Genomic DNA, 15,609 nt, shown 5'->3' with positions numbered 1-15,609 from the left:
CTTTGTCATTTTCAGCCGCTTGCGCTCACGCGGCAGCGGTCAGCCGTTCCCCTGCAATGCGGTAGGAAATGGCTTCCGCGAGATGGATGCGCCCGACCGTTTGCTTGTCGTCGAGATCGGCGAGCGTTCGGGCCACTTTCAAGACGCGATGATAGCCGCGGGCGGAAAACTTCATCTTCTCCGCCGCGTCGCGTAGCAATTGCAGGCCGGCGGCGTCAGGCTCCGCGATAGTTTCGATCATCGATGTCGAGCAGCGGGCATTGGTGGCAATTCCCTTCATCCCGGCAGCCTCGAAACGTTCGCGCTGCCGCTCGCGGGCTCGAGCGACGCGAAGGGCGACATCGGCGCTCTTTTCGGCTGTCGTCGGGCGGATGAGATCAGCAGCGGAAACGGCGGGCACGTCGAGACGGATATCGATGCGGTCCAGCAGCGGCCCGGAAATGCGGCCTTGATAATCCGTCATGCAACGCGGACCGCGGGCGCAAGTGTGACCCGGCTCGCCGGCCATGCCGCAACGGCAGGGATTCATGGCAGCGACGAGCTGGATGCTGGCCGGATAGGAAACGCGATGATTGGCCCTGGCGATAACGCATTCGCCCGATTCCAGCGGCTGGCGCAGCGCGTCCAGCGCCTGCGGCGAAAACTCGGGCAATTCATCGAGAAAAAGAACGCCGTGATGGGCAAGCGATACCTCGCCGGGGCGGGCGCGCAGGCCGCCGCCGACCAGCGCCGCCATGGTGGCGGAATGATGCGGCGTGCGGTAAGGCCGGCGGTCGGAGAGTTTCCCGCCCGAAAGCTGACCCGCGACGGAATGGATCATCGACACTTCCAATAGCTCCGCCGTCGACAGTGGCGGTAGAATGGACGGCAGGCGGGACGCCAGCATCGACTTGCCGGAACCGGGCGGACCGACAAAAAGCAGATTATGACCACCAGCCGCGGCTACTTCCAGCGCCCGCTTGGCGCTCTCTTGGCCCTTGATATCGGCGAGGTCGGGGACGTTGGCGGCATTGGCGCGGATCGCCGGTTCGGGCCGCGACAGAACCTGGGTGCCGCGGAAGTGATTGGCGAGCGCGATCAAGCTGCGCGGCGCGAGAATATCGATTTCAGCGCCCGCCCATGCAGCCTCCGGGCCGCTTTCGGCGGGACATATCAGGCCCTTGCCGATGGCATTGGCGGCGATCGCGGCCGGCAGCGCGCCGGCAACGGGCGCAATCGTGCCATCGAGATTGAGTTCGCCGATGACGCTATAGGCGGCAAGCGCATCCGCCGGAATGGCGCCCAGCGCCGCCATCAACCCGAGCGCGATCGGAAGATCGAAATGGCTGCCCTCCTTGGGCAGGTCCGCCGGTGCTAGATTGACCGTCACCTTCTTCGGCGGCAGCGACAGGCCGGAGGCATGAAGGGCGGCCTGCACCCGTTCACGGCTTTCGGCCACCGCCTTGTCCGGCAGACCGACAATATGCATCAGCACCTTGCCGGGCGAGATCATCACCTGAACTTCGACGGGAACGCCCTCAATGCCCTGAAACGCCACCGTGCTGACGCGCGCTACCATCCTCAGCCCTCTTTTAACCCGTTTACCGCTATCAATTTTTCATAACAGACTATGGGTTGCATAGTGGCAGAAATTATGGAATGAAACAAGAACAATAAAAGAACGAAGGGACGATTTCTACGATCGGGGGCAAATATGAGACTTGTGGTATCGCTATCCCTTCTGCGGGTCGCTGTTCTGGCCGGCTGCCTGTCGATCGATGGCGGGGATAATCTGGAAAAGGCGTTCCCTATCAATTGAGCGCCAAGGAAACCGCCGCGGTGGAAAAAGGTTTGCGCGAAGAGCTTCCCTATGAGGGCGTACTGATCTTCGGACCGATGGCCGCTTCCAGGATAGTAAGGGCTATGTCAGCGTCAGCGGCACCGTCAGCTCCATCGGCGGCCTGAGCGGGCGTCATGGACAAGCGGTCTTACGTTGGGATGACGGTCGATGTGAAACCGCATTTCGGCTTCGTACCGGCCGTCATCTCGAACGAGGATTCTACCAACCAGTCAGCGGTGATCCTGACCTGCCGCCGGTTGGCCATCGCGATATAGCTCACCTCGCGGCGAGAGGAGAGACGGCGCTTGCCCCCTGTAAGGCAGGCGCCCCTCAGGCTCGCTTGGATTCAATCGCATCCCACAATAGGCTGGCGATATCGGCGCCGCCGAAGCGCTTGACTTCGCGCAGGCCGGTCGGCGAGGTGACATTGATCTCGGTCATGTAGTCGCCGATGACGTCGATGCCCACGAGCAGGAAGCCGCGCGCTTTCAGCGCCGGGCCGATGCGCTCGCAGATTTCCTTTTCGCGCGGCGTCAGTTCGGTCGCCTCGGCGCGGCCGCCGACATGCATGTTGGAGCGGCTATCATGCTCGGCCGGCACGCGGTTGATCGCGCCGACTGCTTCGCCGTCCACGAGAATGATGCGCTTGTCGCCCTTGCGGACGTCGGGCAGATATTGCTGGGCGATGATAGGCTCACGGAACATCTGGCCAAACATTTCGAGCAGCGAAGACAGATTGCGGTCGTCGCGGGTCGAATGGAAGACGCCGGCGCCGCCATTGCCGTAAAGCGGCTTCAGGATGATGTCGCCCATCTCCTCGCGGAAGCGGCGGATTTCACCGGCATCGCGGGTGATCAGCGTCCTCGGCATCAGGTCGGCGAATTCGGTGACGAAGATCTTTTCCGGCGAATTGCGCACCCAGCCCGGATCGTTGACGACCAGCGTCTTGGGGTGGATGCGCTCGAGCAGGTGCGTCGAGGTGATGTAGGCCATGTCAAAAGGCGGGTCCTGGCGCAGCAGCACGACATCCATGGTCGAAAGATCCACGCGTTCCGGCTCGCCGAGCTCGAAGTGATCGCCCTTGACGTCGCGCAGGATCATCGGCTCGACCGTAGCGTGGATCTTGCCATCGAGCATGCTCAGACGCTCGGGTGTGTAGTGAAAGAGCTTATAGCCGCGGCTCTGGGCCTCGAGGCTCATGGCGAAGGTCGAGTCGCCAGCGATATTGATGCTCTTCACGTGGTCCATCTGGACCGCAACATTCTTGATACCAGCCATAGTCTGCCCTCGCTCGAATTCGCCGACAGATTTAGGTCGCCCGGCTTTCAAACGCAACGGCTATTCAAGTGCTTCGCGAAGGCGCAGGTCCGCGCGATCAGGCAGCGATGCCCTGTGCGCCGCCCTGTCTAACGAAGTCACGCAGGCGATAGGCCATGGCCAGCGGTTTCGGGAAGGGTTTGCGGCAGAAGGCAACCTTCCTCACATAGCGATCGATGCGCCATGTGGCCCAAGTGCCGCCGGCAAAATAGGCGACGTCGCCGGCGCCGAGCAAGCGTTCGACGCCGTCCTCCGTGGTAATATGCACCTCGCCTTCGAGGATCATCACGGTTTCATCCCAGCCGAAATGCCAGCGGAACTCGCCCGCCGTACAATCCCACACCGCCGTCAGCGCAGCATCGTCCAGCCCGCGCGAATGTTCGGCCAAACGGGCGGTGGGCGCACCGGCAATGATCCAGGACGGTTCGATCGGCGACGGCTTCAATTCCATTTCGCTGGCAGCGCCCGCCACGAAGTTCCTTGCCGGCGGCAACGCCACCGCAACCGGCATTGCACGAGCGGCAAAGGCCGCCACACTCGCAAACATCAACTTCCAGACCATAAAAATCCCCGATGCCACCTGTGTTTGCACCTTGATGGCATGAAAGGGGTAACGGCAGGGTTCAGAAAAAGCGGCACATTTTAACGGTTGCAAGAATCAGGATGCAAAACCCTCGATGGTGCAGACGACCATATCATGATCGGAAAGCAGCTTGCCTTCCTCGTTGAGCGAAGAGATCAGATGGCTTTCGCTGATCTTCAGACCGCGGCTCAGGAACCAGTCGAGCTTCATGGCGCGCTCGGGAAAGCGGGTGATCAGGCTGGGGCGCGTGCTCGTCTGATCGAGCGGGCCGCCGTGGCGCTCGAAGCCGCGGGCCGCCGCCATGGCGAAAAGCGTATCCGTCTCAAAATCGCCACCGCTGTGATTGCCGGTGTTGAGATCGCCGCCGATCAGGATCGGCAGACCGGGCGCATAAGCCTCCACGGCATCGATCAGCGCCGCTGTCTGGCGTTCGCGGTAAAGGCCGTTGGCGGCACTTTCGAGATGCACGGAAACGGCGACGAAAGACCCCTCTTCGGTTTCGACGATGGCGCCTATGGCGCAGCGCTCGCCAACGCGCGGCTGCTCATTACTGTCCTTGAACCAGACGGCCTCGCCCGGCAGGCGGAACAGGAAGACATCCTTCAGCGCGGTCGAAGCCATCAGCGCGTTGCCATGAAAACCCTTCTCATTGAAATCCTGCTTGCAGAAGGAATGCTCGATCTCGGAGCCTAGGCTGAGTTCGAGGAATTCGACGCCGTAGGCATAGGTCATGCCGAGGTCGCCTGCGACGATGGCGGTCGGATCGCTCTGCTGAGTACGGGCCATGCCCTCGTCCATTTCAGACAGCAGCACCAGCGGCGCACCGGTCGCCTTCAGCTTGGCGGCGGATTCGATGGGGAAAAGGCAGCGCTCCAAGTTCCACGCAGCGACAGCGAAAGGGAAAGCGAGCGGCCGCACATCGCCGGTCGCGCCACCGGCGCGCACCGTGTTCATGCATGCGAGGGAAGCCAGCGTTGCGGCGTGAATGTCGGGAGTCTTTTCCAAAGAAATGAAACCTTTGCGTTCCTCGTGCGAGGGAACGGAAAAGGCGGAAACGGTGCTGCGGATCATCGTGAGCCCTGTCGAGGTGGGATAAAGCGCAATGCCTGGAGGCGGCGTAAGCGCGGTCATCCCGGCAATAGGCGCGTTTTATGACGCCCCCATGAACTCAGCCTCAAAAGGCATCCGGAAAATGCCGAGGCCAGCGGCCGGGCAGGATGGCGACGATATCGTAGCGCTGGGACAGGCGTGCGTAGTCCGGTTGCCGCGCCAGCCAGAGGTCGCTGGCGGCGCGAATGCGTTTTTGCGCGGAAAAGGAGACGGCATCGATCGCCTCCTGCTCGTCGCGCCTGGCTTTGACCTCGACGAAGACGGCGAGATCGCCTTTGCGGGCGATGATGTCGATTTCGCCGAGCTTGGTGCGGTGGCGGATGGCGAGGACCCGGTAGCCCTTGAAAAACAGGAGAAGCGCCGCGGCATATTCCGAGACACGGCCGCGCCGCCAGGCCTTCCGCCGCTTCAATCTTTCGCCGGTCTCAGCCATCGCGCTCTTTCATATCGAGCAGGCGCTGATAGAGATCCTTGCGCGGCAGGCCAGTCAAGCGTGCCGCCTCTCCAGCGGCCTTGGCAGTCGGCATTGTCCGCGCGAGTTCGGTGAGAATGGCCTCGACATCCGCCTCTGCCGCTATGCTTTCCGCCGGCGGACCGACGAGCAGCACGATCTCGCCTTTCACATGCTCGACGGCCCCATAGAACACGGCAAGCTCGGTGAGCGTGCCGCGACGGAATTCCTCAAAGGTTTTGGTGAGTTCGCGGCAGACGGCCGCCTTGCGCTCGCCGCCGAGCACATCGGCGGCGGCGGCGAGCGTCGCGGCGATGCGATGCGGTGATTCAAAGAAGATCAGGGTCGCCGGAACGGCGGCGAGCTCGGCAAGCCGGTCGCGGCGGCCCTTGTCCTTGGCGGGTAGGAAGCCGGCGAAGAAAAAGGCATCGTTGGGCAGGCCGGAGCCGACCAGCGCGGCGAGCGGCGCGGACGCCCCCGGGATCGGCACCACACGGTAACCCGCGTCAATCGCCTGCTGCGCCAGACGATAGCCGGGATCGGAGACCAGCGGCGTGCCGGCATCGGACACCAATGCCACCGAGCGACCAGCTTCCAGCGCCTGCAGCAGCCGCGGCCCGGCCTCGTCGGCATTGTGCTCATGATAGGCGAAGGGCCTATTCTGGATGCCGTAACGGTCGAGCAGTACGCGGGTGACGCGCGTATCCTCGCAGGCAAGAACATCGGCGCCGGCCAGCGTCTCCAGTGCCCTAAGCGTGATATCACCGAGATTGCCGATCGGCGTGGCGACGAGATAAAGCGCCGGCTCAAGCGGCCGCGCAGGAACTGTGGTATTATGCAGGCGGAAGCTGCGCGCCCCGCTGTTTGTGTGTTCGTCGCTCATACCGACCCTGAATTCGCCTCGGAATCATCGTCTTTATGGGCGAGGTATGGCCTGACGGCAAGAGCGGCGCAAATCCTGTGAGCATTGTCGGGCAAATGCCGAAATGACGCGCAGCAAACCCCGATGCCTCTTGCATTCTCGTGCTGAGTTCTGTCATTTTGCCCGTCCAATCTCGGGCCTTGTCCGAAACGCATCCTTCGGGCGCCTGTGGCCGCCCGGGCAGTAACGGTCGAAAGCGGTAGCATCATGCGTATTACAATTGAGCGGTCGAACCTCCTGAAATCGCTGAACCACGTGCATCGCGTGGTCGAGCGTCGCAACACGATCCCGATCCTGTCCAACGTATTGCTCAAGGCCGAGGGTACGAGCCTCGATATGAAGGCGACGGACCTCGATCTTGAAATCACTGAGGCGACGCCCGCCAATGTGGAGAAGGCCGGCGCCACCACCGTGCCGGCGCATCTGCTCTACGACATCGTGCGCAAGCTGCCGGACGGTTCGGAAGTGCTTCTCGCCACCAACCCCGACGGCAGCTCGATGACGGTTGCCTCGGGCCGCTCGAAATTCTCGCTGCAATGCTTGCCGGAATCCGATTTTCCGGACTTGACCGCCGGCAGCTTCAGCCATTCCTTCAAGCTGAAGGCCGCGGACCTGAAGATGCTGATCGACCGGACGCAGTTTGCGATTTCCACCGAAGAGACGCGTTATTATCTGAATGGCATCTTCTTCCACACGATCGAAAGCAAGGGCGAGCTGAAGCTGAGGGCCGTGGCCACCGATGGTCACCGTCTCGCCCGCGCCGATGTCGACGCTCCTTCGGGCTCGGAAGGTATGCCGGGCATCATCATTCCGCGCAAAACGGTCGGCGAATTGCAGAAGCTGGTCGACAGTCCCGATGTCGTCGTGACTGTCGAAGTGTCCGACGCAAAGATCCGTCTGACGATCGGCTCGATCGTCATGACCTCGAAGCTGATCGACGGTACCTTCCCTGATTATCAGCGCGTCATCCCGACCGGCAATGACAAGGAAATGCGGGTCGATTGCCAGACCTTCGCCCAGGCTGTCGACCGCGTCTCGACCATTTCATCCGAGCGCGGTCGCGCCGTGAAGCTGGCGCTGTCGGACGGTCAGCTACTGCTGACGGTCAACAATCCGGACTCCGGAAGCGCTACGGAAGAAGTTGCCGTCGGCTACGACATGGATGCGATGGAGATCGGCTTCAATGCCAAATATCTGCTCGACATCACCGCGCAATTGTCCGGCGATGCGGCGATCTTCCTGCTTGCCGATGCCGGCTCGCCGACGCTGATCCGCGACACTGCCGGGATGCCGAAAAGTGTGCGCGGTTTTCGGGCGACATCCCGCTCTAACTTTTTGATTTAGAGACGGATTCAGATTTCAGGTCGATTCGACCTGAAATCTGAATCCGTCTCTAGCGAAACCGAAGCGCCCTTCATGCGTTCTCATGAGCGAAAGAGGGCGCTTTTATTTTGGCCTTTGTTGATTGCGACATTTTCTCTTGTTATTGCGTCACGGCATTGCAAGATAAGATATAAGAGATATGTGAGTCGCAACTGTACGAATCTGGTGGGGGAGAGCATGGCGCTGCGTCTCAAGGAACGGCTTGGCAAAAAATTCGACGAAGAAATCCGTTTCTTCAAAGGCATGATGCAAGGCCCGAAAACGGTCGGTTCGATCGTTCCGACATCCTCGATCACCGCCCGCAAGATGGCGAGCGTCGTCAACACCCATTCGGGCCTCCCGGTGCTGGAGCTCGGCCCCGGAACCGGCGCGATCACCAAGGCGATCCTGGCGCGTGGCCTCGAACCGGAAAATCTCGTCGCCATCGAATATTCCACCGATTTCTACAATCATCTCCTCCGTCTCTATCCCGGCGTGCACTTCATCAATGGCGACGCCTTCGATCTTGACAAGACGCTTGGAGTCTTGCGCGGCCAGACGTTCGATTCCGTCGTCTCCGGCATTCCGCTGCTGAATTTCCCGATGAAGGCGCGCGTCGCACTGCTTGAAAGTCTGCTGGACCGCATGCCGCGCGGCCGGCCTGTAGTGCAGATATCCTACGGGCCCGTATCGCCGATCATCGCCCGGCCGGACCGCTACCATATCCAGCACTTCGACTTTATCGTCCGCAACATCCCGCCGGCTCAACTCTGGATCTATCGCCGGGGTTAACGCTATCCAAGAAGAATTGCCTTGCCACTGTGTTTCGGCTGGACATATTCCTGCTCAGAAACCAGTCAGCATGGAATCCTCCTTCGATGTTCGCTCTCTATATCACTCACCCGCAGGTGCGCATCGATCCCTCGGTGCCGGTTCCGGAATGGGGTCTTTCCGATATCGGCGCGGCGCGGGCGAAAACAGCGGCGACACGTCCATGGGCAAGCACGCTTGGCCTGATCGTCTCCAGCGGCGAGCGCAAGGCGATCGAAACTGCCGGGATCCTGGTGACTGCTAGCGGCGCGAAGCTCGAGATCATCGAAGCCATGCATGAGAACGACCGCAGCGCCACGGGCTTTCTGGCTCCGCCCGAATTCGAGAAGGCGGCGGACTGGTTCTTTGCCCATCCGCACGAAAGCTTTAGAGGCTGGGAGCGCGCGATCGATGCGCAGGCGCGAATAGTCTCCCATGTGGAAGCCGTTCTTTCGCGGCACAACCCGCGCAAGCCGATCGCCTTTGTCGGCCACGGTGGCGTCGGGACACTGCTGAAGTGCCACGTCGAGGGAAAGCCGATCGCGCGGCAGGGCGATCAACCCGCCGGTGGCGGCAATCTTTTCTGTTTCGATCTTGCGAAGCGCGTCATCTCATGCGACTGGACGCCTATGGAAGATTGGCAGGGATGGGCTTGAGATGACCGCACGCGACCGCTTGATCGTCGGACTGGATGTTCCAAACCTTCAGGAAGCCGAAAAGGTCGTCACGGCGCTCGGCGACGATATTCTCTACTACAAGATCGGCTATCAGCTCGCCTTTGCCGGCGGCCTGGAATTTGCCCGTGATCTCGCCGCCAGCGGCAAGAAGATCTTTCTCGACATGAAGCTGCTCGACATCGACAATACGGTGGCATCCGGTGTCGAAAACATCGTCAAGATGGGCATGTCTATGCTGACGCTGCATGCCTATCCGAAGGCGATGCAGGCAGCCGTCGCCGCGGCCAAGGGTTCCGATCTCTGCCTGCTCGGCGTCACCGTGCTGACCTCCATGGATGAGCAGGACCTGGTCGCCGCCGGATATGAATATGACCCGCATACGCTGGTGCTTCGCCGCGCCGAACAGGCGCTCCTTGCCGGCATGGGCGGCATCGTCTGCTCAGCTGAAGAATCCGCCGCCGTGCGCAAGATCATCGGTCCGAACATGGCGCTGGTGACCCCCGGCATTCGTCCTGCCGGCAGCGACAAGGGCGACCAGAAGCGCGTGATGACGCCGACCGAGGCCATCAAGGCTGGGTCGAGCCATCTCGTCGTCGCGCGGCCCATCGTCAAAGCGCCCGATCCGAAGGAAGCCGCCCGTGCTATCCTCGCGGAGATGGACGCCGCGCTCTAAATCGCAGGAAAAAGGGAGACCGGACATGGCAAAGGGATATTGGATCGCACGCGTGGATGTGCGCGACCCCGAGCGCTACAAGGATTACGTTGCCGCCGCCAAGCCGGCGTTCGAGAGATACGGCGCGGTTTTCCTCGCTCGCGGCGGCGCCTTCACGCCGCTCGAAGGCCAGGCGCGCGGCCGCAACGTCGTCATCGAATTCCCGTCGCTGCGGCATGCTGTCGACTGTTACAACTCGCCCGAATACCAGATCGCTGCTAAAATCCGTCAGGAAGTGGCCGATGCCGAAATGCTGGTCGTCGAAGGCGTCTAAGGCTCTTAAAAAGCAGCCGGAATATGCGGCGCGATGGCACTTCACCTCGGCCTCCGGATCGGTTAAGACGAAGCCAGATCAGCCCTATCTAAGCCTTTCGAGGAGCCTGCCATGACCCTGTCCAACCTTCCGCCGCTCGTCACCGTGTTCGGGGGATCGGGCTTCATCGGACGGCATGTCGTCCGCGTGCTTGCCAAGCGCGGCTATCGCATCCGCGTCGCCGTGCGCCGTCCCGATCTCGCCGGCTTTCTGCAGCCGCAGGGCAATCTCGGCCAGATTTCGATCGTCCAGGCGAACCTGCGCTACCGCAACTCGATCGACCGCGCCGTCGAAGGCGCACAGCATGTGGTCAATTGCGTCGGCATTCTCGCCGAAAGCGGCCGCAACACATTCGATGCCGTGCAGGAATTCGGCGCCAAGGCCATCGCGGAAGCCGCCCGCGGGGTCGGCGCTTCGCTGACCCATATCTCGGCCATCGGCGCCAACGCCAATTCGCCTTCGGCTTATGCCCGCACCAAGGGCCGCGCCGAAGCCGCCATCCTATCGATCAAGCCGGATGCGGTGATCCTGCGCCCGTCGATCGTTTTCGGTCCGGAAGACGGCTTCTTCAACAAGTTCGCCGATATGGCGCGCACCGCGCCCTTCCTGCCGCTGATCGGCGGCGGCAACACGAAGTTCCAGCCGGTTTATGTCGAGGATGTCGCAGAGGCAGTCGCCCGCGGCGTCGACGGCAAGCTCAAGGCCGGCGCGATCTATGAACTCGGCGGTCCGGAGGTGCTTTCTTTCCGCGAATGCCTCGAAACGACGCTCTCCGTCATCAACCGGAAGAAGTCGCTGGTTTCGTTGCCGTTTGGCCTTGCTTCCTTCATCGGCGGCATCGCTTCGGCCATACCGCTCGTCACCCCGCCGATCACGCCTGACCAGGTTCGCCTGCTGAAGAGCGACAATGTCGTTTCCAAGGAAGCCGAGGCGGAGGGCCGCACGTTGAAGGGCATAGGCGTGCTGCCGACCCTGCTCATCTCGGTACTGCCGTCCTATCTGGTGCGCTATCGCCCGCAAGGCCAGTTCACCGGTTCCGGCAAGGCCGCCTGACACATCGCCTATTCGAAAATTGAAGCGCCGTCTGTTTCCCCCAGGCGGCGCGTTTTCATGTCTTCAGGCCGCCGTACTCTTCCGCCCTCCGAGGGGCGCCTTTCCACCTTGGTCCACAGCTTAGCGTTGCCGAAAAGACGCACTGTGAAAATAGTAGCATTAACGTCAAATTTAACATGAACATTTATTGCTATTAGTCGTTTCACTGACTAACACAGCCGCGCGTCGCCCGGTCCGGCAAAGGACCGATTTGGGACGCGCTTCACTTCTGCGGAAAGGCATTCTTCGATGGGTAAGTCTATCGCGCTTTTGTTTGCGTGCGCGGCACTGGTGATACTCGCTGGCTCTTTCGTGGCCCGCGGCAGCATCGCTTCGGTGAAGGGCGAATGCACTCCGACCTATGGCGTCGACCCCTGCACGACAGGCTCCATCGAGCCCTCTTCCTCGAACTGATCGAGCACGAAAAAGGCCGGTTTTCACCGGCCTTCGTTTTTCCCGAAATTGCGACTTAGAGCATCCGCCTCAGCCGATCGTGTAAAGCCCGATCAGGCCAAGAACGCCGATGGCGATACGCCACCAAGCGAAGGGGGCGAAGCCACGACGCGAGACGAAGTCGAGCAGCGCCCGGACCACGAACAGCGCCGATATGAAAGCGGTGACGAAGCCGATGACGATCAGCAGGCCCTGGTCCATGCTGAGGTCATGACGGCTTTTCCACAAGTCAAGCGCGAAGGCACCGGCCATGGTCGGCATGGCGAGGAAGAAGGAAAATTCGGCTGCCGAACGCTTGTCGGCGCCGAGCAGCAGAGCGCCGACAATGGTCGAGCCGGAACGCGAAGTGCCAGGGATCATTGCCAGACACTGGAAGAAACCGATCTTGATCGCCATCGGCCAGGTAAATTCGTAGGCACTAGTATATCTGGGCTTGAACGGGATCTTGTCGATGACGAGCAGGACAACGCCGCCGAGGATCAGCGAGATACATATAATCATGGGCGAATCGAACAGCACCGTCTTGATGAAATCATGTGCGATCGCTCCGATGACCGCGGCCGGCAGAAAGCCGAAGAGAACGGCAAGCACGAAATGCCGCGCTTTCACGCTGACCGGCAGCGCTTTGGCGATTTGAACGAGACGATTGAAATAGACGAGCAAGATGGCGAGGATCGCGCCGAGCTGGATTAGAACGTCGAAAGTGGCAGCTGATTGAAAACCGAGGAAATGTCCGATTAATATCAAATGACCCGTGGAGGATACCGGAATGAACTCCGTCAGGCCTTCCACGAGGCCCAAAAACAACGCGATAACAATTTGTTCAGCCATATTGTGTCCTTAGTTAAAGGGCGGGTTGGCCCGATTCGCTTGTATTAGCTAGGCCAAACTCCTATAGCTTCAACCGATGACAAATGACTAGGGCCACAAAAAGATCGGCCCGAGACTTCCATAAGCACAACCGCAAAAGCCTGAGTATCAATGCCGACGCTGTATCATCATTCCATGTCATCTCCGTCACGGTTCGTCCGTCTGATCCTGACCGAATACGGTTATCAGACGGAGCTGATCGAGGAACAGACATGGGAAAAGCGACGTGACTTTTTGGCGCTCAATCCGGCCGGCACCCTGCCCGTCTATGTCGACGACAGCATGCGGGCACTCTGCGGCGCGACCGTCATTTCCGAATATCTCGACGAGACGCATGGCGTCCTGAAGCGAGACCGCCGGCTTCTGGCCGAAGACCCCTTCCAGCGCGCCGAGATCCGCCGGCTGACGGAATGGTTCATGCAGAAGATGGAGCAGGACGTAACGCGGCCCTTGGTGCGCGAACGGGTGTATAAATTGCAGATGACGGCGGATCAGGGTGGCGGCGCCCCTGATTCCAAGGTGATGCGCATGGCTCGGGGCAACATTCGCCAGCACATGAAGTATCTCTCCTGGCTCGCGGGTTCTCGCCAATGGCTCGCTGGCGACCGGCTGAGCTATGCGGATCTCGCGGCGGCGGCCTCAATTTCCGTTCTCGATTATCTCGGCGAGATCGACTGGATGGAATCGCCTGTTGCCAAGGAGTGGTATCAACGGCTGAAATCGCGCCCGTCTTTCCGGCCGATGCTGGCGGAACGCGTACGCGGCATCACCCCTGTATCGCACTACGCCGATCTGGATTTCTGACGAGGGCTGGATATGCCCGAAGACCGTGCAACGGAAAAAGAAAGCAAGCGACGGCAGACGCTGACCGCCTTTCTTCGCGAGGAATCCCGAAGGCAGGGTTTCGATCTCTGCCGCATCACGCGCTCGAACGCCATTCCCGAGGCAGGGATCAGGCTCAATCAATTCATCGAGCAAGGCTTCCACGGCACCATGGCGTGGATGGAAGAGACGCGCGAACGCCGGGGCGATCCGCATATGCTATGGAGCGATGTGCGCTCTATCGCCGTCTTCGGTCTCAACTACGGCCCCGAGGAAGACCCACGGGGCATTCTGCAGAAGCCCGATAAGGCGGCCATTTCCGTCTATGCCCGCAACCGCGACTACCACGACATCATCAAGGGTCGGCTGAAAGAGATCGCCACACGCTTCGCCGCCAGGTCGCAGGAAGACGTCAAGGTCTTCGTCGACACGGCACCGGTCATGGAAAAGCCGCTGGCTGCCGCCGCCGGGCTCGGCTGGCAAGGCAAGCACACCAATCTTGTCAGCCGCACGCATGGCTCCTGGCTGTTTCTCGGCTCGATGTTCACCACAGCCGATCTTGATCCAGATGAGGCGGAGATCGACCGCTGCGGGTCCTGCCGCGCCTGTCTCGACGCCTGCCCAACGGCCGCCTTCCCGGCGCCATATCAGCTCGACGCGCGCCGCTGCATCTCCTATCTCACCATCGAGCATAAGGGACCCATCGATCCGCAGCTCCGGCCGCTGATCGGCAATCGAATCTATGGCTGCGACGACTGTCTCGCGGCCTGCCCCTGGAACAAGTTCGCCAGCGCCGCGTCGGAGATGAAGTTGGCCGCCCGCGACGACCTCAAGGAGCCATCGATCAGCTTTCTGCTGACGCTCGACGATGCCGCCTTTCGCAGCTTCTTCAGCGGCTCGCCCGTGAAGCGCATCGGCCGCGGTCGCTTCATTCGCAATGTGCTGATCGCCGCCGGCAATTCCGAAGAACGCGGGTTGATTGAGGCATGCCGTATGCTAGCGGGCGATCCCTCACCTGCGGTGCGCGGCATGGCGGTCTGGGCGCTGGCGCGGTTGATGACGGCTGGCGAGTTCCGCACTTTTGCGGCAGAAAGAGGCGACGAGCCGGACGCGGATGTCCGCGCCGAATGGACCATGGCAGGAGTTGCGTGATGCATGTGATGATTTTCGGCTGCGGCTATTCGGGAACGGCCATCGCCAAGGCTTTCGCCGGCCCCGGTATTCGGGTCACCGGCACGACCCGTTCGGCCGACAAGACCGATCTCCTCGCCAAAGAAGGCATCGAGGCCTTCGTCTTCGACGGCGAGACGCTCGAGCCGGCACTGAGCGAAGCGATGAAATCCGCGACCCATCTCATCCAGTCGATCGCGCCCGGCAAGGCGGGTGACCCGCTGCTGCGGCTGGCGCATCTGAATATCCGCGCATTCATGCCGAAGCTCGAGTGGATTTGCTATCTTTCCACGGTCGGCGTCTATGGCGACCACAAGGGCGCATGGGTCAACGAGGATACGCCGCTGCATCCGGTCGCCGACCGCTCTGTCGAACGGGTCGAAGCGGAGGACGGCTGGCATCGCGTTGGCATCAGGCTAGGCATCCCGGTTTCCGTGCTCAGGCTTGCCGGCATCTACGGCCCCGGCCGCAATGCCTTTTGCAATCTGGAAAAGGGCACGGCGCGGCGGCTGATCAAGGCGAACCAGGTGTTCAACCGCATCCGCGTCGAAGACATCGGTGCCTGCGCCAACTTCCTCTCCGTTCGTCAGCTGGGCGGTATATATAATGTCACCGACAATGAGCCCGCTCCGCCGCAGGATGTCATCGTCGAGGCAGCCCGTTTGATGGCGATCGAGCCGCCGCCGGAGCAGCCCTTCGAAACGGCGGAACTGACGCCCATGGCGCGTTCGTTCTATGGTGAGAACAAGCGGGTTTCGAACGCAAAACTGCGCTCCCTCGGCTTTCCATTCCGCTATCCGGAATACCGCATGTCGCTTGCCGAGCTCTGGTCCTCGGGGCGCTGGCGGGGCTAAGCGAAAGCGAAAATAGCCCCAAAGAATCGCACGAAAATTCCTACTAACCCATATTGGCTAGTTCAATTTTCTCCGCAATTATGGTTAATGATCTCTGAAATTGCACAAATGCGGCAGCAAATAAGGCGAAGTCGGAAAATTATTTTTTCAAATTTCGTGATCTCTCGCGTTGCAATGGGTACTTGGGAAAATTCGTTCGGTTTTTAACTGATTCCATTAGGTTTTTTCCACCAAACCTTAATTTTAGCTATTTATAATATAATATGCGGTAA

18 protein-coding genes are annotated in these 15,609 nt (G+C 60.8%); 11 read left to right on the top strand and 7 right to left on the bottom strand.

The annotated features are described in order from the left end of the window. Positions 1-25: 25 nt before the first annotated feature. The gene (locus PY649_RS08860; RefSeq protein WP_285867913.1) at positions 26-1,558 is read right to left on the bottom strand and encodes a YifB family Mg chelatase-like AAA ATPase; all 1,533 of its coding nucleotides are present in this window, start codon (positions 1,556-1,558) and stop codon (positions 26-28) included. A gap of 395 nt (positions 1,559-1,953) precedes the next feature. Between PY649_RS08860 and PY649_RS08855 the strand changes: the two genes are divergently transcribed. Continuing rightward, on the top strand, positions 1,954-2,094 hold the full coding sequence (locus tag PY649_RS08855; RefSeq protein ID WP_285867912.1) for a hypothetical protein: 141 nt from the start codon (positions 1,954-1,956) through the stop codon (positions 2,092-2,094). A gap of 55 nt (positions 2,095-2,149) precedes the next feature. Here the strand turns inward: PY649_RS08855 and gshB are convergent, their stop codons facing one another. The 5 genes from gshB to rsmI form a co-directional block, all read right to left on the bottom strand. Next, positions 2,150-3,097 (bottom strand): glutathione synthase, encoded by a 948-nt coding sequence (gene gshB, locus PY649_RS08850; RefSeq protein ID WP_285867911.1) that lies wholly within the window; start codon positions 3,095-3,097, stop codon positions 2,150-2,152. A 97-nt stretch (positions 3,098-3,194) separates the two neighbouring features. Next, the gene (locus tag PY649_RS08845; protein ID WP_285867910.1) at positions 3,195-3,698 is read right to left on the bottom strand and encodes a cupin domain-containing protein; all 504 of its coding nucleotides are present in this window, start codon (positions 3,696-3,698) and stop codon (positions 3,195-3,197) included. Positions 3,699-3,794: 96 nt separating this feature from the next. Further along, the gene (locus tag PY649_RS08840) at positions 3,795-4,790 is read right to left on the bottom strand and encodes an endonuclease/exonuclease/phosphatase family protein (protein WP_285868165.1); all 996 of its coding nucleotides are present in this window, start codon (positions 4,788-4,790) and stop codon (positions 3,795-3,797) included. A 103-nt stretch (positions 4,791-4,893) separates the two neighbouring features. Continuing rightward, positions 4,894-5,262 (bottom strand): YraN family protein, encoded by a 369-nt coding sequence (locus PY649_RS08835; RefSeq protein ID WP_285867909.1) that lies wholly within the window; start codon positions 5,260-5,262, stop codon positions 4,894-4,896. Then, positions 5,255-6,163: a 16S rRNA (cytidine(1402)-2'-O)-methyltransferase gene (rsmI, locus tag PY649_RS08830; protein ID WP_285867907.1), complete on the bottom strand. Its 909-nt coding sequence runs from the start codon at positions 6,161-6,163 to the stop codon at positions 5,255-5,257. The genes PY649_RS08835 and rsmI overlap by 8 nt, the downstream gene beginning before the upstream one ends. Before the next feature lie 246 nt (positions 6,164-6,409). On the opposite strand from rsmI, the gene dnaN reads away from it, so the two are divergent. The 7 genes from dnaN (at position 6,410) to PY649_RS08795 (ending at position 11,582) form a co-directional block, all read left to right on the top strand. After that, on the top strand, positions 6,410-7,546 hold the full coding sequence (dnaN, locus tag PY649_RS08825; RefSeq protein WP_285867906.1) for a DNA polymerase III subunit beta: 1,137 nt from the start codon (positions 6,410-6,412) through the stop codon (positions 7,544-7,546). 216 nt (positions 7,547-7,762) lie between these two features. Then, positions 7,763-8,356, top strand: coding sequence for a phospholipid N-methyltransferase PmtA (pmtA, locus tag PY649_RS08820; RefSeq protein ID WP_285867905.1), 594 nt, complete (start codon positions 7,763-7,765; stop codon positions 8,354-8,356). Between the two features lie 86 nt (positions 8,357-8,442). Further along, on the top strand, positions 8,443-9,030 hold the full coding sequence (locus PY649_RS08815) for a histidine phosphatase family protein (protein ID WP_285867904.1): 588 nt from the start codon (positions 8,443-8,445) through the stop codon (positions 9,028-9,030). A gap of 1 nt (position 9,031) precedes the next feature. Then, entirely contained in the window at positions 9,032-9,724 is a 693-nt protein-coding gene (pyrF, locus tag PY649_RS08810; protein WP_285867903.1) for an orotidine-5'-phosphate decarboxylase, read from the top strand. Between the two features lie 25 nt (positions 9,725-9,749). Beyond that, positions 9,750-10,037: a DUF1330 domain-containing protein gene (locus PY649_RS08805; RefSeq protein WP_285867902.1), complete on the top strand. Its 288-nt coding sequence runs from the start codon at positions 9,750-9,752 to the stop codon at positions 10,035-10,037. Positions 10,038-10,148: 111 nt separating this feature from the next. Further along, the gene (locus tag PY649_RS08800) at positions 10,149-11,129 is read left to right on the top strand and encodes a complex I NDUFA9 subunit family protein (protein WP_285867901.1); all 981 of its coding nucleotides are present in this window, start codon (positions 10,149-10,151) and stop codon (positions 11,127-11,129) included. Positions 11,130-11,417: 288 nt separating this feature from the next. Continuing rightward, on the top strand, positions 11,418-11,582 hold the full coding sequence (locus PY649_RS08795; protein WP_199773511.1) for a hypothetical protein: 165 nt from the start codon (positions 11,418-11,420) through the stop codon (positions 11,580-11,582). A 69-nt stretch (positions 11,583-11,651) separates the two neighbouring features. On the opposite strand, the gene PY649_RS08790 is transcribed toward PY649_RS08795, so the two are convergent. Beyond that, positions 11,652-12,452, bottom strand: a complete 801-nt coding sequence (locus tag PY649_RS08790; RefSeq protein ID WP_285867899.1) for an undecaprenyl-diphosphate phosphatase — start codon at positions 12,450-12,452, stop codon at positions 11,652-11,654. 150 nt (positions 12,453-12,602) lie between these two features. Between PY649_RS08790 and PY649_RS08785 the strand changes: the two genes are divergently transcribed. Genes PY649_RS08785 through PY649_RS08775 form a run of 3 tightly spaced genes read left to right on the top strand, consistent with a single transcriptional unit; the run spans position 12,603 to position 15,337 of the window. Continuing rightward, a complete protein-coding gene (locus tag PY649_RS08785; protein WP_285867898.1) occupies positions 12,603-13,295 on the top strand; it encodes a glutathione S-transferase family protein in 693 nt (230 codons plus the stop codon). Between the two features lie 12 nt (positions 13,296-13,307). Continuing rightward, positions 13,308-14,465 carry a tRNA epoxyqueuosine(34) reductase QueG gene (gene queG / locus PY649_RS08780; protein ID WP_285867897.1) on the top strand — a complete coding sequence of 386 codons (1,158 nt, stop codon included), beginning with the start codon at positions 13,308-13,310 and terminating at the stop codon, positions 14,463-14,465. Beyond that, positions 14,465-15,337, top strand: coding sequence for an SDR family oxidoreductase (locus tag PY649_RS08775; protein ID WP_285867896.1), 873 nt, complete (start codon positions 14,465-14,467; stop codon positions 15,335-15,337). Before queG ends, PY649_RS08775 begins: the two co-directional genes overlap by 1 nt. Positions 15,338-15,609 lie beyond the last annotated feature (272 nt).

Origin of the sequence: Rhizobium mayense, assembly GCF_030272705.1 — a bacterium.
Classification (GTDB): domain Bacteria; phylum Pseudomonadota; class Alphaproteobacteria; order Rhizobiales; family Rhizobiaceae; genus Rhizobium; species Rhizobium mayense.
Note: the sequence above shows the minus strand (reverse complement) of the source record. Positions and strands in the feature narration are given on the sequence as shown.

What these genes read in the sequence shown, in the direction of transcription:
- PY649_RS08860 (WP_285867913.1), bottom strand. Translation starts at nt 1,558, where the DNA reads ATGGTAGCGCGCGTCAGCACGGTGGCGTTTCAGGGCATTGAGGGCGTT.
- PY649_RS08855 (WP_285867912.1), top strand. Translation starts at nt 1,954, where the DNA reads ATGGACAAGCGGTCTTACGTTGGGATGACGGTCGATGTGAAACCGCAT.
- gshB (WP_285867911.1), bottom strand. Translation starts at nt 3,097, where the DNA reads ATGGCTGGTATCAAGAATGTTGCGGTCCAGATGGACCACGTGAAGAGC.
- PY649_RS08845 (WP_285867910.1), bottom strand. Translation starts at nt 3,698, where the DNA reads ATGGTCTGGAAGTTGATGTTTGCGAGTGTGGCGGCCTTTGCCGCTCGT.
- PY649_RS08840 (WP_285868165.1), bottom strand. Translation starts at nt 4,790, where the DNA reads ATGATCCGCAGCACCGTTTCCGCCTTTTCCGTTCCCTCGCACGAGGAA.
- PY649_RS08835 (WP_285867909.1), bottom strand. Translation starts at nt 5,262, where the DNA reads ATGGCTGAGACCGGCGAAAGATTGAAGCGGCGGAAGGCCTGGCGGCGC.
- rsmI (WP_285867907.1), bottom strand. Translation starts at nt 6,163, where the DNA reads ATGAGCGACGAACACACAAACAGCGGGGCGCGCAGCTTCCGCCTGCAT.
- dnaN (WP_285867906.1), top strand. Translation starts at nt 6,410, where the DNA reads ATGCGTATTACAATTGAGCGGTCGAACCTCCTGAAATCGCTGAACCAC.
- pmtA (WP_285867905.1), top strand. Translation starts at nt 7,763, where the DNA reads ATGGCGCTGCGTCTCAAGGAACGGCTTGGCAAAAAATTCGACGAAGAA.
- PY649_RS08815 (WP_285867904.1), top strand. Translation starts at nt 8,443, where the DNA reads ATGTTCGCTCTCTATATCACTCACCCGCAGGTGCGCATCGATCCCTCG.
- pyrF (WP_285867903.1), top strand. Translation starts at nt 9,032, where the DNA reads ATGACCGCACGCGACCGCTTGATCGTCGGACTGGATGTTCCAAACCTT.
- PY649_RS08805 (WP_285867902.1), top strand. Translation starts at nt 9,750, where the DNA reads ATGGCAAAGGGATATTGGATCGCACGCGTGGATGTGCGCGACCCCGAG.
- PY649_RS08800 (WP_285867901.1), top strand. Translation starts at nt 10,149, where the DNA reads ATGACCCTGTCCAACCTTCCGCCGCTCGTCACCGTGTTCGGGGGATCG.
- PY649_RS08795 (WP_199773511.1), top strand. Translation starts at nt 11,418, where the DNA reads ATGGGTAAGTCTATCGCGCTTTTGTTTGCGTGCGCGGCACTGGTGATA.
- PY649_RS08790 (WP_285867899.1), bottom strand. Translation starts at nt 12,452, where the DNA reads ATGGCTGAACAAATTGTTATCGCGTTGTTTTTGGGCCTCGTGGAAGGC.
- PY649_RS08785 (WP_285867898.1), top strand. Translation starts at nt 12,603, where the DNA reads ATGCCGACGCTGTATCATCATTCCATGTCATCTCCGTCACGGTTCGTC.
- queG (WP_285867897.1), top strand. Translation starts at nt 13,308, where the DNA reads ATGCCCGAAGACCGTGCAACGGAAAAAGAAAGCAAGCGACGGCAGACG.
- PY649_RS08775 (WP_285867896.1), top strand. Translation starts at nt 14,465, where the DNA reads ATGCATGTGATGATTTTCGGCTGCGGCTATTCGGGAACGGCCATCGCC.